Origin of the sequence: Verrucosispora sp. WMMD703 (assembly GCF_049178935.1) — a bacterium.
Classification (GTDB): Bacteria; Actinomycetota; Actinomycetes; order Mycobacteriales; family Micromonosporaceae; genus Micromonospora; species Micromonospora sediminimaris.
Genome location: NZ_JBMHMM010000004.1, coordinates 2,110,526 through 2,123,568, shown reverse-complemented (window position 1 = coordinate 2,123,568; position 13,043 = coordinate 2,110,526). Strand labels below are relative to the sequence as shown.

12 protein-coding genes and 1 pseudogene are annotated in these 13,043 nt (G+C 68.6%); 3 read left to right on the top strand and 10 right to left on the bottom strand.

Annotated elements, in window-relative coordinates:
- Positions 1–4: 4 nt before the first annotated feature.
- The 5 genes and pseudogenes from sbnB to ACN26Z_RS10400 form a co-directional block, all read right to left on the bottom strand.
- Positions 5–1,015 (bottom strand): 2,3-diaminopropionate biosynthesis protein SbnB, encoded by a 1,011-nt coding sequence (gene sbnB, locus ACN26Z_RS10420; protein WP_421460837.1) that lies wholly within the window; start codon positions 1,013–1,015, stop codon positions 5–7.
- Positions 1,009–2,019: a 2,3-diaminopropionate biosynthesis protein SbnA gene (gene sbnA / locus ACN26Z_RS10415; protein ID WP_093402967.1), complete on the bottom strand. Its 1,011-nt coding sequence runs from the start codon at positions 2,017–2,019 to the stop codon at positions 1,009–1,011. Before sbnA ends, sbnB begins: the two co-directional genes overlap by 7 nt.
- Before the next feature lie 113 nt (positions 2,020–2,132).
- Positions 2,133–3,068: pseudogene (locus ACN26Z_RS10410) on the bottom strand (threonine ammonia-lyase); the annotation flags it as partial.
- Positions 3,065–4,537, bottom strand: a complete 1,473-nt coding sequence (locus ACN26Z_RS10405) for an amino acid adenylation domain-containing protein (protein ID WP_282239417.1) — start codon at positions 4,535–4,537, stop codon at positions 3,065–3,067. The gene ACN26Z_RS10405 and the pseudogene ACN26Z_RS10410, both read right to left, overlap by 4 nt.
- Positions 4,534–5,481, bottom strand: coding sequence for an ornithine carbamoyltransferase (locus tag ACN26Z_RS10400; protein WP_282239418.1), 948 nt, complete (start codon positions 5,479–5,481; stop codon positions 4,534–4,536). Before ACN26Z_RS10400 ends, ACN26Z_RS10405 begins: the two co-directional genes overlap by 4 nt.
- 178 nt (positions 5,482–5,659) lie before the next feature.
- Here ACN26Z_RS10400 and ACN26Z_RS10395 point away from each other — a divergent pair, with 178 nt between their 5' ends.
- A complete protein-coding gene (locus ACN26Z_RS10395) occupies positions 5,660–5,857 on the top strand; it encodes an MbtH family protein (RefSeq protein WP_093402962.1) in 198 nt (65 codons plus the stop codon).
- 186 nt (positions 5,858–6,043) lie between these two features.
- The gene (gene ectB / locus ACN26Z_RS10390) at positions 6,044–7,294 is read left to right on the top strand and encodes a diaminobutyrate--2-oxoglutarate transaminase (RefSeq protein ID WP_093403212.1); all 1,251 of its coding nucleotides are present in this window, start codon (positions 6,044–6,046) and stop codon (positions 7,292–7,294) included.
- Positions 7,295–7,464: 170 nt separating this feature from the next.
- Here the strand turns inward: ectB and ACN26Z_RS10385 are convergent, their stop codons facing one another.
- Positions 7,465–8,685 carry a tetratricopeptide repeat protein gene (locus ACN26Z_RS10385; RefSeq protein WP_421460834.1) on the bottom strand — a complete coding sequence of 407 codons (1,221 nt, stop codon included), beginning with the start codon at positions 8,683–8,685 and terminating at the stop codon, positions 7,465–7,467.
- A gap of 131 nt (positions 8,686–8,816) precedes the next feature.
- On the opposite strand from ACN26Z_RS10385, the gene ACN26Z_RS10380 reads away from it, so the two are divergent.
- Positions 8,817–9,512 carry a proteasome protein gene (locus ACN26Z_RS10380; RefSeq protein WP_421460833.1) on the top strand — a complete coding sequence of 232 codons (696 nt, stop codon included), beginning with the start codon at positions 8,817–8,819 and terminating at the stop codon, positions 9,510–9,512.
- 109 nt (positions 9,513–9,621) lie between these two features.
- Here the strand turns inward: ACN26Z_RS10380 and ACN26Z_RS10375 are convergent, their stop codons facing one another.
- From ACN26Z_RS10375 to ACN26Z_RS10360, 4 genes are all read right to left on the bottom strand, one after another.
- Positions 9,622–10,440, bottom strand: coding sequence for an MOSC domain-containing protein (locus ACN26Z_RS10375; protein ID WP_282239421.1), 819 nt, complete (start codon positions 10,438–10,440; stop codon positions 9,622–9,624).
- A 406-nt stretch (positions 10,441–10,846) separates the two neighbouring features.
- Positions 10,847–11,284: a hypothetical protein gene (locus ACN26Z_RS10370; RefSeq protein ID WP_198413154.1), complete on the bottom strand. Its 438-nt coding sequence runs from the start codon at positions 11,282–11,284 to the stop codon at positions 10,847–10,849.
- A gap of 240 nt (positions 11,285–11,524) precedes the next feature.
- Entirely contained in the window at positions 11,525–12,088 is a 564-nt protein-coding gene (locus tag ACN26Z_RS10365) for a sugar O-acetyltransferase (RefSeq protein ID WP_282239423.1), read from the bottom strand.
- Between the two features lie 195 nt (positions 12,089–12,283).
- Positions 12,284–13,012: a class I SAM-dependent methyltransferase gene (locus tag ACN26Z_RS10360; RefSeq protein ID WP_421460831.1), complete on the bottom strand. Its 729-nt coding sequence runs from the start codon at positions 13,010–13,012 to the stop codon at positions 12,284–12,286.
- Positions 13,013–13,043: the final 31 nt, after the last annotated feature.

Here is a 13,043-nt window from a genome sequence, read left to right as displayed (position 1 = left end):
TCAGTCATGCGCACACCTGCTGCTTCGTCGGTAGGAAGTCATCCAATGTGGTGCCCAGGCCGCGGCCCGACGCCGCACGCCGGACCAGGTCGGCCACTGCCAGATCCAGGCAGCCGAGACCGAACGGGGAGAACACCGTCACGGCTTCGTCGCTCCTGACGTACCGCTCACCGGCCACCAGGACCTCGCCGAGCGAGGCGGCGATGAAGTCGCGGTGGCCGGCTTCCTGCTGGGCCAGATCCAGCGAGGTCGCGGCCCGGCACACGTGGTCCGCGTCGTCCACGATGTTCACGCTGGAACGGATCGAGTCGGTGGTGAGGTCACGCAGGGACAGGTGCAGCACCAGCGTTCCCGGGCGGCAGTGCTCGGTACCCAGGTGCGGGGCGCTCGCCGTGGTCGCCAGGCACACCAGCTTGTGGCGGGCCATGGCGTCGGCCGCGTTCTCGGCCACATCGATCTTCAACGTCGGCCAGACCGACCGCGCCTCGGCGGCGAAGGACTGCGCCCGTTCGGCGCTGAGGTCGTACAGGGTCACCGTGTCCAGCGTCGGCAGCACGGTGCGCAGATACCTCAGCACCTCGAAGTTGATCGGACCGCAGCCGACGAGCGTCACAGCCGATTCCGGGCTGGACGAGGAGAGCGTGGACGCCGCCAGGGCGGCGCTCGCGGCCGTACGCCCGGCCGAGATCGCCGACGCTTCGAGAATCGCCTCCGGTACGCCGGTGTGTACCGAGTTCAAGATCATCACGGCTGAGGCCCGGTGCATCCCCCGGTCGAGGTTGCCGGGAAAGGATGACACCCACTTCACCCCGCAGGTCGGCGTCTCACCGCCCAGATAGGCCGGCAGCGCGATGATCCGCTCGCGCTCTCCGTCGGGGAAACGGAGGAAAACCGACTGTGGTACCCGGGTACGGCCCAGCGCGTGCGACCGGTACGCCGCCTCCACCGCGGACACCACATCGCGCTCGCCTCCGTCGAGGACAGCACGGACCTCGCCTGCTCCGAGAATCAACATGGCGCCACCTCCATGTCGGGCTTGGTCCACAGGTGCGACACGTCACCGAAGTACGTCATGACCCAGTCGTCGTCGTAAATGGTGTCGAGGTACCGCTCACCGCGGTCGGGAAAGACCATGGCGCAGGTGGCCCCGGGTCGGATCTGATCGCGCATCTGCTCCAGGCCCGCCACGACTGCGCCCGACGAGCCGCCGACGAGAATCGCCTCGCGGGCGGCCAGCCGGCGGCAGGCCACAATCGCGTCGAGATCATCGACTCGGACCACGATGTCGGCCAGATCGCTGCGGTACAGCTTCGGACGCACCGATGCGCCGTGGCCGGGAATCATCCGCCACCCGACCGCTGGGCCGAATATCGCACTACCCAACGCGTCCACCGCCACGATGGTCACCGGCAGTTGGTGCGTCCGGATGTATTCGGCGCACCCCCGCAGGGTGCCGCAGGAACTCGTGGCACAGAACAGGTAGTCGATGTCCGGCAGCGCGCGCACGATCTCTCGTACCGTCGTACGGTGTGCCTGCGGGTTGAGCGGGTTCGAATACTGGTCCGGGCAGTACGCGTGATCGATCGTCGCGACGAGTTCACGCACCCGTCGGATACGGACGGGCAGGTACTCTCCGGTGGCCGGGTCGACATCGGTGACCACCTCGACCTGCGCGCCGAGCGCCCGCATGATGGCGATGTTGTCCTTGTTGGTGCGCGGGTCGACCACACAGATGAAGCGAATTCCGTAGTACCCGCAGACCTGCGCGAGCCCGATTCCGAGGTTGCCGGAACTTGACTCGATCACCACCGATCTTCCGGGTACGAGCCGCCCGTCGCGTATGCGTTCTCGCAGCATCTCCAGCGCCGAGCGGTCCTTGATACTGCCGCCCGGATTGTGCGACTCCAACTTAGCGAACGTCCTGAACGGACTCTCGGGGTCGAGCTTCACCAGCTCGACTATCGGTGTCGCTCCGATGGTTGCCAGCACTCCTGACCCGGTGGGGGTTTGTTCGGTCATAGAGCCGCTCCTCGAATTGCATCCGCCGCGATGCGCCTACTACGAGATTCCTCCGCACCGTCGAGACAGCGCAGGGAAGAACATGCAGACTCACCGGTTGACGCCGGCAGCAGTTCTGCCGGAGGTTCTTCTGTTTTCTTCGTGCTGCTGCCGGCCGTGCCGTTTCCACCCGAAACAATGACGACCGCACGGCCGGCAGATCCGCGCCGTAGCGCGCCGGCCAGCGCTACCGCACCGCTTGGTTCCGCGCTGACACCGGCACGGCGAAGAACACCCAGCGCGTGGGTGATCGCCTCGTCGGTCACGCCGATCAGATCGTCGACCCGGTGCCGAATGATCGGCCAGGGAACCGCACCGGGTCGTTGCCCACGCAGGCCGTCGGCGATCGTCATGGACGGCGGCAGCTCGATCGGCGCACCCTGGGCGACGGAAACGGCGTAACGGCGGGCGGACATCGGCTCCACCCCGACGACCCGCACCCGCTGGGACAGCGCCGACGCCGCCAGGCAGACGCCGGCCAGCAGGCCACCACCGCCGGTCGGTACGAAGATCGTCGTGACGCCCGGCACCTGTTCGAGCACCTCAAGCCCGACCGTGCCGGCCCCGGCCACCACCAACTCGTCGTCGGAGGAAGGCACGAAGACCGCCCCGGTCGCCGCCGCGATGTCCGCGGCCCGACGGTCACGTTCGACCACGCCGCCAGTCACCTGGACCACGCTGGCGCCCAGCGCCCGGATCGTCCGGGCCTTGCCGTCGCTGGCCCCGGCGGCCATCACGATCGTCACCCTGATGCCCAACGCGGCACCGAGCATGGCGACGGCGATGCCGTGGTTACCGGAGGAACCCGCGACCACATCGTCCGCGTACCGGGCAAGCATCGCGTTCGCCGCGCCCCTGATCTTGAACGAGCCGCCGCGCTGGCGGTGCTCGGCCTTGACCAGCACCCGCGAATCCAGCGCGAGCACCGGAGTGCGATCGACCAGGCCGGTGATCCGGTCGGCGGCCAGGCGTACATCCGCGAGGGTGGGCCCGACGCCTGTCGTCCTCATGGCCCGTCCACGGTGACCGCCCGGCGGTCGGTCTTGCCGCTGACCGTCGTCGGCAGGCGGTCGATCCGGGCGAACCGTCGCGGGATCATGTAGTGGGGCAACGTCATCGCCAGGTGGGCGCGCAGCGCTGCGTCCGTCACCTGCTCCGACGCCGCGGCGACGTGCGCGATGAGGAAGACCCGGCCGCCGGCATCGGTACCCGAGGTGACCACCGCGCCGGTGACGGCGGGATGGGCCAGCAGCGCGCCCTCGATCTCGGCCGGGTCGATCCGGTAACCCCGGACCTTGATCTGCCGGTCGATGCGGCCGAGATACACGAGGTCACCGTCGGGCAACCGACGCGCCAGATCCCCGGTGCGGTACATCCGCGCGCCGGGGGCACCGTGTGGGTCCGGCAGGAACCGGTCCGCAGTCAAGCCCGGTCGGCCGCTGTAGCCGCGCGCGACTCCACATCCACCGATCCACACCTCGCCGACACCGCCGTTCGGCACGGCGTGCAGCTCGTCGTCGAGCAGATGCACGCTCACGCCGTCGATCGGTGTTCCGATCAGGTCGACAGTCGTGTCCGGAACCGCCGGCACGGCGAAGCGGGTCGAGGTCATCGTGGTCTCGGTGGGGCCGTACTGGTTGATCAGCCGTCCGGGCACCCGGTCGCGGCCACCGGCGACGAGGAACGGTCGCAGCGACTCACCGCTGGACACGGTCAACCGCAGGTCGGGCAGATCGCTGTGCCGCAGCGACGTCAGAAAGGTCGGGGTGGCCGACAGGATCGTGTTCACGCCCCACCTGCGGAGGGCCGCGACGAACTCACCGGCGCGCAACAGGGTGGAGCGCGGCGCGAGGACCACCTGCCCGCCCGCGACGAGCGGGGCGAACGTGTCGCGGATCGAGGCGTCGTACCCGAACGGCGCGAGTTGCAGCACCACGGTGTCCGGACCGAGTTGGTAGTCGGCGACGACGAACCGCAGGTAGTTGGTGACACCGCGGTGCTCCAGCAGTACCGCGTTCGGCGGCCCCGACGAACCGGAGGTGTGACTGACGTAGGCCAGCGATCGGGGCGACACCGGTCGCAGGGGCGCCGACGCGTCAGGCGCGTCGACGAACACGGTGGGGCCGTCGATGGCGAGGTCGTGCTGCCCGGCCCGGGCCGGTGTGGTGACCAGGAACCGGGCCTGGGCGGTGCGGACCATCGCCGCCAGTCGCTGGTCGGGCAGCTCGGTGTTGAGGGTGAGGAAGGCGCCGCCGGCCCGAAGCACGGCCGCCATCGCGATGACGGCCTCCGGGCCCCGGTCGACCATGACCGCGCAGACCTGCTCCGGTCCGACGCCCCGGGCCACCAGCGCCCGGGCCAGCCGGTCGGTCCGGGCGGCGAAGTCCTCGTAACACAGGGCGGTGTCCGGGGTGACGATCGCCGGTGCGTCGGGCCGGGTCGTGGCGTGGGTCAGGATGTCGTCGAGAAACGTGGTCACAGCCCCGCTCCGCCGCTCGGCCGGTCGGTGGCGCACCACTCCAGGACCGCCCGGGCGCTGTGGTACTTGTTCTCGGCCTGGGCGAAGGCGATGCTGTCGGGCCCGTCGAGCACCGCCCCGGTCACCTCCTCGCCCCGGTGCGCCGGCAGGTCGTGCATGAAGACCGCGCCCGGACAGGCCGCCATCAGCGTCTCGTTGACCTGGAACGGGGCGAACTCGGTACGCCAGTCGGGCGTCGGCTTCGTCGAACCCGTCGTCTGCCAACGGGTGGTGTAGACGACATCGACCGCTGGCAGGTCCGATACGTCGTGCCGCTGCTCGACACGTGCGCCGCTGCGCCGGGCGGACACCGCCGCCTGGTCGAGGTAGCGCTGCTCCACGCCGTACCCGGCCGGGGTACGCAGGTGCAGCTCGGCGCCGGGGTACCGGGACAGCGCGAGGGTCAACGCCGAGGCGGTGTTGTTCCCCTCCCCCACGTACAGCACCCGTACGCCCTCGACCCGGCCGAAGTGCCGGACGATCGTGGTGAGGTCGGCGAGGGCCTGCGTCGGGTGTTCGACCGCGCTCATCGCGTTGATCACCGACATGCGCTTCTGGGCGGCGTACGCCCGCAGCTCGGACTCCGGACCGACCGTGCGGGCGACCAGGACGTCGAGCATGCCGGAGAGCACCGCGCCGGTGTCCTCCACCGACTCGCCGGTGGCCAGTTGCAGGTCGTTCGGGCCGTACGTGATCAGGCCGGCGCCGAGACGCAGCGCACCGGCGGAGAACGCGGTCCGGGTACGGGTGGAGGTCTTACGGAACAGCACGCCGACGACCGCCCCGGACAGGGGCTGGTCGGCTCCCGCGGAACCACGCGAGTACTCGGCGCCGCGCTGGACGAGCCAGCGCAGTTGGTCGTCGGAGAGGTCGTCGATGGAAATCAGGTGGCGTCGCTCGGTCATGCCGAGCCCCCTTCCAGGTGGCGATCGGCCGTGACCCCAGAGCCTGCGCGAGGTGCGGACCGTCGAACAGGGACGGAGTCGCACGACGCGTCTGCGTATTCGTCTCTATGGGCGGTACGCGTGGGCCCGGCAACATCGGGCTCAGCTATTCGGATCACCCGACCATGCCGGAGGGGTCATGACTGACGACGGTGTCTACCGCGTCGTGCGCAACGACGAGGAGCAGTACTCGATCTGGTGGGCAGACCGGGAGCTGCCGCTCGGCTGGACCGCCGAAGGGACGTCCGGGTCGAAGCAGGAGTGCCTGGATCACATCGGAAAGGTGTGGTCGGACATGCGGCCGCGAAGCCTGCGGGAGCAGATGGCCAGGGCCTGACGGCCGAAGTCCGCACCACACCACACCTCATGCCGCCCCGTCCCGCCGAACACGGCGTGCGGCGGGGCGGCAGCACAACGTCTCGCCGCCGAGGGCCGGCAGCTCAGCGCCGTGGACGCAGACAGCTACATCGACGCGACTCCGAAACCGTGGTGGACGGGCAGCTCCAACTCCGAGGGAGAAATCATGATCGCCCCGACAATTGAGTCCGAGGTCCGTAGTTACTGCCGAAGCTGGCCGGTCGTGTTCGACCACGGGCGTGGCAGCCGGATGTTCGCCGACGACGGCCGCGCCTACCTTGACTTCTTCGCCGGCGCCGGTGCCCTCAACTACGGCCACAACCATCCGACCCTCAAGCAGGCCCTGCTGGACTACCTGGAGCGGGACGGCGTCACCCACAGCCTCGACATGCTGACCGCCGCCAAGCAGGACTTCCTCACCGAGTTCGCATCCCAGGTGCTCGTTCCCCGTGGCCTGGACTACCGCGTGCAGTTCACCGGGCCCACCGGCACGAACAGCGTCGAGGCCGCCCTCAAACTCGCCCGCAAAGTGACCGGACGCCACACCGTCGTCGCCTTCACCGGCGCCTTCCACGGCATGTCACTCGGGTCACTGGCCCTCACCGGAAACGCCGCCCTGCGCGCCGGCGCCGGCGTTCCACTCGGAAACACCTGGCGCGTCCCGTACGACGGCTTCGCCGGTGGTCAGGTCTCCGGGCTCACCCTGCTCGACACCATGCTCGCCGACAGCAGCAGCGGAATGGACCTACCGGCTGCCGTCATCGTGGAGACCGTGCAGGGCGAAGGCGGCATCAACCCGGCCCGCGCGATCTGGCTCGCCGACCTCGCCGAGCTGTGCGCCCGTCGCAACGTGCTGCTGATCGTCGACGACATCCAGATGGGCTGCGGTCGCACCGGCCCGTTCTTCAGCTTCGAGCACGCCGGAATCACGCCCGACATCGTCTGCCTTTCCAAGTCCATAAGCGGGTACGGCCTGCCGATGTCCCTCACGCTCTTCCGCCCCGAACTCGACGTGTGGCAACCCGGCGAACACAACGGCACCTTCCGCGGCAACAACTTCGCCTTCGTCACGGCCGCCGCCGCGCTCAAGGAATTCTGGGTCGACAGCAAACTGGAGAAGCAGACAGCGGAACGGGACATCCTGCTGGAGGACTGGCTCGCGGAGCTCGCCGAGCGACACCCGGCGCACATCGCGACCTCCCGTGGCCGGGGCCTGGTGTGGGGCCTGGCCTTCCGGGAGCCGCACCTGGCCCGACGAGTCGCCCAGGAGGCGTTCTCCCGTGGGCTGCTGGTGGAGAGGTCCGGATCCACCGACGAGGTGGTGAAGCTGATGCCGCCCCTGACCCTGACTGACGACGAACTGGCCGAGGGCCTCGGCATCCTGGAGCAGTCGGTGGCGGCAGCAGTCACCCGCTGAGCCGCACCCCCGCCGTACCCGGTGGGTCCCTTGCCGAACCCGAGATCCGGGCAACTTCCCTGCTCCTGCTGCCTCAGCCCGACCCCGAGGCAGCAGGAGCAGGGAAGTTGCCCGGATCTGAGGCCATGCCGTCGCGGCCGTGCAGGTCGTGTCACCGCAGGAGCATCCGGTCAATCGGAGGCAGCGCTCCGGGGAGCCTGCCGTTGCACGAAGAGATCTGCCTCCAGCAGCCGGCCCGAGAGCCGACCCGCCTCGTAGATCTCGTCGGCGGTCATCCTCGGCACGATCTCGTGGGCTTCGTGTATGCCGTCACCGCTGCCGACATTGAGCATGGTGAGATACCACCGAAGTGCCTGTACGAGGTTGATCGGCCCGCCGAAGCCGTCGCGGTACCAGCAGGCTGCAGCGAACATGCTGCCCTTGTCACCGGACTCGGCGCCCCGCACGTACCACCTCAGCGCCTCCTCTTCCAGGTCACGCTCGCTGAGCCGGTCGCCTAGCAGCGGATACGCCTCGGAGATCCCGGCCTCCGCCGCGCGCCGCAGCCAGTGCACCGCCTCGGGCGAGCTACCGGACAGCACACCGAGGTTGAACGCGGCGAAGCCGTCGCCCGCGTCGGCGGCGGCCTGGTAGAGGGTGGCCGCCCGGACATCGTCCTGCTGCACTCCCAAGCCGTGCTGGACGAGGTAGCCGAGGCTGCGCTGGGCGATCGGATCGCCTTCCTGTGCCGGGACGGTCAGCAGCTTCGCACCACCCGCCGGATCATCGAGCTGGAAGGCGCGGATCACGCCGAGCATCGTGCGTGCCCGGCTGTCAACCTGGACCAGTTCCTGCAGCTTCGGCGCGAGCAGCTGTAGCTCCTGCTCGGCCACCTCGACGCCCGCCTTGGCGGCCAGCAGATACCAGGACGCCGCCTCCGGTAGGTCCCCCTTGTGATACCCGAACAGCGTCCCCAAGTCATGCAGCGCCCGTACCTCGCCATCCGCCGCTGCCGACCGCCACTGCCGCTCCGCCTCGTCCTCGTCGACCGCCACGCCCTGCCCAGTCGCGTACATCAGTCCGACCATCCGGCGAGCAGACACGTCACCCAGCTCAGCCGAACGCCGATACCACCGGAGCGCCACCGTGAGGTCCTGGGCGACACCTCGTCCAGTGGCATACAGGACGCCCAGATTGTGGGCCGCTTCAGCGTTGCCCAACTCGGCCGCCTGCTCGTACAACTGGCCGGCCTTCGCCGGGTCCGTCGGCTCGCCCTGACCGTTACTGGCCAACTGGCCCAGCAGCAGCAACGCCCTGTCGTCCGGGCCAGCCAACGCCAGCTGCTCACGAGCTTCATCGAACGCCCGCCGCTGCACAGCGAGCACCCCGCGGTCGTACGCCGGCAGTCTCACGCCAAGCAGTGTAGGGAGACCGGAGAGGGCTCTCGTTCGGGGCAGCGAACGGGCCGGCACCTGTCGGGGTGTAGGCAGGCGGGATGCCGGGTACCTCGCGCCCAACCCCCACCCCTGCCCTGGAGGACCCCATGACCGTCGTACTCGCCGTTGTCTGCAGCGACGGGGTGGTGATCGGCGCGGACTCCCAGATCACCGAAAGCGACCGCGGTCTGAGCTTCCCCGCCCGGAAGCTGCACCCGCTGGGCTCCTGCGCCGCCTGGGGTGGCAGCGGCGCGCGGGGAGTTCTCAACGACCTGCGTCCCCTCCTTGAGGATTCGGCCACCGCCATCCTCGAAGCACCCGACATCGGCGACGAGTTGCAGGAGCGCGTCCTGCCCGTCCTCAAGAAGCACTACGAGAACTACATCCCGGACGTGCCCGGAGAGGACGGCGGGGGTGGGGTGTCTGCGTACCTGCTCGCGGCCGGCTACAGCCAGGGCGGGCCGTGGATCGTGGAGATCAACCCCAACGGGCTCATCGGCCGTTACGAGGACGTGGGCTTCCACGCCATCGGCTCCGGCGCACCCATGGCCCAGCAGGCCGGCGCGCTGCTGTCCCACTTCCGGATGACCACGCGCACCGTCGAGTACGGCGTGGTGGGCGTGCTACGGGTGCTGGAGGCGCTGGATCGGACCTCGCCGTCGGTCGGCGGGCCGTTCAACGTCGCGTGCATCCGCGAGGAGGGCGCCGACCACCTCGACGAGAAGGAGATAGCCAAGGCCCTGAAGGACGTCCAGCGCTGGTGCGACCTGGAACAGGAAGCGCTCGACCGGCTGTTCGACTGACGGCGACGACCGGCATGGCGACGGCCCGTCGGGTCTCCACCATGACATGGGAGGCGAGTTTCCGGCTCGGGCGGATTGCTGGCGCACCGCGCACGTTCGGGGTGCCGTGTCAGGCGGCGATCGTGACGCGGTCGCCGATCCGTAGTAGGCCCTCGCGTTGGACAGCGCCGTAGGCGCCGACGCAGGTCAGTTTGCCCAGGTCGAAGACCGGAACCCGGTTGAGCCGTGCCGCTGTGCGTAGCACGGCTGGATCATCGGGCAGGTCGGTGCCTTGAGCGAGGGTGGGCACCGCGCAGCGCGGGGTGGGTGCGACGATGCGGATCGCGGTCTGGGCGGCGACGGTCATGGTCTGGCCTTGCCAGGTGTTCTCCGCGAAGGGTGCGGGGTCGTCCAAGCGCACCACGATGTTCGGGCGGAACCGTCGCGGGTCCATTCGACCATCGGGGTGCCGCCGGGCCAGGGCGTCCAGGGTGGCGGTGGTGATCACGTGTACGGCGGCGAAGTCGACGAAGGTGTTGCCGGGGGTGCCGGCCGCGAGGCTGCTGTGGGTCACCGTTCCGGCGCCGGGCTCGGTCGGCGGGGTCAGCCGTTCCATGCTCGCGTCTTGCGGGAGGCTGTCGGTCAGCCGTACGGGTCGTCCCAGGGCTCGCGACAGCGCGGAGTTGGCGGTGGGTGCGCCGGTGTGGATCTGCTCGCCGTCCGGGCCGGTGACGACCACCCGGCCGTCCGGCTCGTGACGGGCGGTCATCGAGAGCAGGCCGCGCCACCTGCGAGGGTTCTTCGCGCTGGCGACCAGGCCGGTCTCCTCGTCGATCAGGGCACAGCGGCGGTCGCCCACGACGCCCGAAGCGTCCAGGCGCGCCTCGATGAGGCGCTCGCCGCACATCGACTTGACCGGGTACCGACCCAGCCACACCACTTCCCCCATGACCACCCCCAAGTCCGCGCTGCCCAAGATATCCGCGACCGCTCCCGTAGCGAGGTGGGCGAGGAGGAGTTGGTCGCGGTCGCGCACCGCAAGAGCGCCTTTCCCCGGCCCCACCGCACATCTGGCCGAGGTGGTTCGCGCACCGCCAACCACGGGCTCACACTTCCCCAGTTCAGGGAGCGATCGTTACGGTCCCAGCGGGACGTAGACGCACGGCCTGACGCGGCCAGTCATCGTGACCGTGGGCAGCGACCTCGATCCAACATCATCCGGTGGCTGTCCTGCAGACGAGATCGCAGTGCGCGCAGGTACCCAGCCCTTGGAAGAACACAAAGCCGCGCGCTCATGCCGAGTTGAGGACGTTCATCCTTTCGAGCCGACGGCGTGATGAAGTGGCCTCCCCTGCTCAGCGAACTGTCGCCCGCAGCGCTTCTTCGTACTGGAGGCGATCGAAGGTGACGGGAAGCAGTTCCTGGTAGCCCCAATCACGATGCCCGGTGCGATAGCCAGACCAGTTGACCGTGTCCTCAGCCACCGTGACCATCGCGGTAAACGGCCAGCAGCCCCAGTCACCGCAGGTACACCCCAGTAACACGGTGTCGCCGTCACCGAACCAGCTCAGCACCGGATCACCGAGATAGTGCCGACTCGGCCAGCGCACGCTGTCGCCCAGCAGCCCCGCATAGCTGCCCGCGAGGTTGGGTTTCCCTTCCCGCCGCGCAAAGGGCAGCTCAGCCGTGCGAACCATGTCAGGCAGGGATATGTCGTTAAGGTACGGAACGAGTGTCGGGAACATCCCGACGCCGAGCTCCTGCTCGATGGTACGGAATTCGATACGTTCCACGAGCCCAAGGCTAGAATCCTGCGCCCTGACGTGGTCGGGCGCCCCCGTGTCATTACTGCCCCGGGTCGTCGCTAGCACGGCGGGCAGGGCACGGTTCCGCAGCGGATCGCACGCACATGCCGCCTCCCGAGCGCGCCGCTTGCCAGGGTTTCATCGCTGCCTGCACTGGCGGGTGGACCGGATGACGCCAGCTACCGCCTTCCCGTCAAGTAGCCGATGTGCGTGGGTGAGCCGCAGGTTTCAGGTTGCGGTAGACGCTGGCTTGAGACGCTTTCGCTCGACAACGCTTGTTGCCGTCACCACACTCAGCGGCGGCACGTCCTTCGCGACAACGGCGCCCGCGCCGACGACCGAGCCCCGACCGATTGTCACTCCAGGGGTGACCGTGACCGCGGCACCGATCCACACATCATCCTCGATGACGATGGGCGCGTGCGTGATGAAGTCGTACCGCTCGTGGAGCTCGACGGGATGTCCGGCCGTGCTCAGAGTCACTCGGGGACCAATCAGGACGCGGTCACCGATGGTGATGCCCCCGTAGTCGAGGAAGAAGCATCCCTGGTTGATGAACACACGCTCTCCAAACGATGCTCCAAGCCCGTAGTCGCAGTAGAACGGAGGCAGGACGGACAGCGAGTCAGGGATCGGTTTACCGAAGATCTCGGTCAGCACCGTCCTGCGCGCATCGAGGTCGTCAAACGGCAGCACGTTGAGGCGCGAGGTCAGGTTCATGACGAGCTGTACGCGCTGTCCGAAGGCTCGGGACTCGGGCGTCCGTGTTCGTAGCCGTTCCTCGTTGCGCACGAGACGATCCTGGCACGGCGAGTCAGAGACTGCGTGACGACCCAGGCAGGGAATACATCACTCCATGATCGTTGGCTCCTCATCAAACGTCCGGATCTAGCCGCAGACCGGGCGTCACGGAGCGCAGCCGCTGCCCATGGGCAGGCGCGAGGACACGCCCGAGAAGGGTGCGACAATCGTTCAGTGTTGGTGCGGTCAGTGCGTTCGTTGCGCCACGAACACGTACTCCCGCCCAGGACGGTCTGGGGCCTCGCGGACGTCGATCGTGGTAAAACCACTGGTGACCAGGGTCTCCTCAACCTCTGCTTGACTGCGGAACCTGAGGGTGGAGTCCGACTCCACCGAGAAGCCGTCAGAGGCGAAGGTGTACGTGTACCGGAAGGAGACATATGGCAGCGCCACCCTGGTGACTTCCATACGCCGTTCGACCTCACCGATGCCAGGAAGATTTCGGGTGGCCGGGTCAGTGTCGACGACCCATTCCTCCCAGGCACGGCGCTGCGGGCGTCTCGTCTCGAACACGAGGTGGCCGCCGTCGCGTAGCGCGCCATGAATGCCCTGGAGTGTCGCGCTCCAGTCATCGTCGTCAAGGAAGACTTGAGCCACGTTGCCGGTCATCAGCGCGATGTCAGCTGACAGCGCGGGGAGCGTCGTGGCATCCCCGTGGAGCCAGGTGACCGATGCGGCGCCGGGTTTGGATACCGCCGCGTCCAGGGAGGCAGCGGCGGGATCAACGCCGGTTACATGTCGTCCACTTCTCGCCAGCAGGATGGCCAGGGATCCCGTACCGCATCCGATGTCGAGCACGTGCCGGGCGTCGAACTCGTCGACGATGCGAAGATATGCGTCGAGGTCTGCGCGGTCGCCATCGAACGCATCATAGACAGGCGCGAGGCGCGGGTGGCTGAAGATCGCGTCGGGCATGGCACAGAACCGTAGCGATAAGGAGCGTCCG

Bases quoted from the DNA above. Each gene is read 5' to 3' on its own strand.
- sbnB (WP_421460837.1), bottom strand. From the start codon at position 1,015: ATGTTGATTCTCGGAGCAGGCGAGGTCCGTGCTGTCCTCGACGGAGGC.
- sbnA (WP_093402967.1), bottom strand. From the start codon at position 2,019: ATGACCGAACAAACCCCCACCGGGTCAGGAGTGCTGGCAACCATCGGA.
- ACN26Z_RS10400 (WP_282239418.1), bottom strand. From the start codon at position 5,481: ATGACCGAGCGACGCCACCTGATTTCCATCGACGACCTCTCCGACGAC.
- ACN26Z_RS10395 (WP_093402962.1), top strand. From the start codon at position 5,660: ATGACTGACGACGGTGTCTACCGCGTCGTGCGCAACGACGAGGAGCAG.
- ectB (WP_093403212.1), top strand. From the start codon at position 6,044: ATGATCGCCCCGACAATTGAGTCCGAGGTCCGTAGTTACTGCCGAAGC.
- ACN26Z_RS10380 (WP_421460833.1), top strand. From the start codon at position 8,817: ATGACCGTCGTACTCGCCGTTGTCTGCAGCGACGGGGTGGTGATCGGC.
- ACN26Z_RS10375 (WP_282239421.1), bottom strand. From the start codon at position 10,440: ATGGGGGAAGTGGTGTGGCTGGGTCGGTACCCGGTCAAGTCGATGTGC.
- ACN26Z_RS10360 (WP_421460831.1), bottom strand. From the start codon at position 13,012: ATGCCCGACGCGATCTTCAGCCACCCGCGCCTCGCGCCTGTCTATGAT.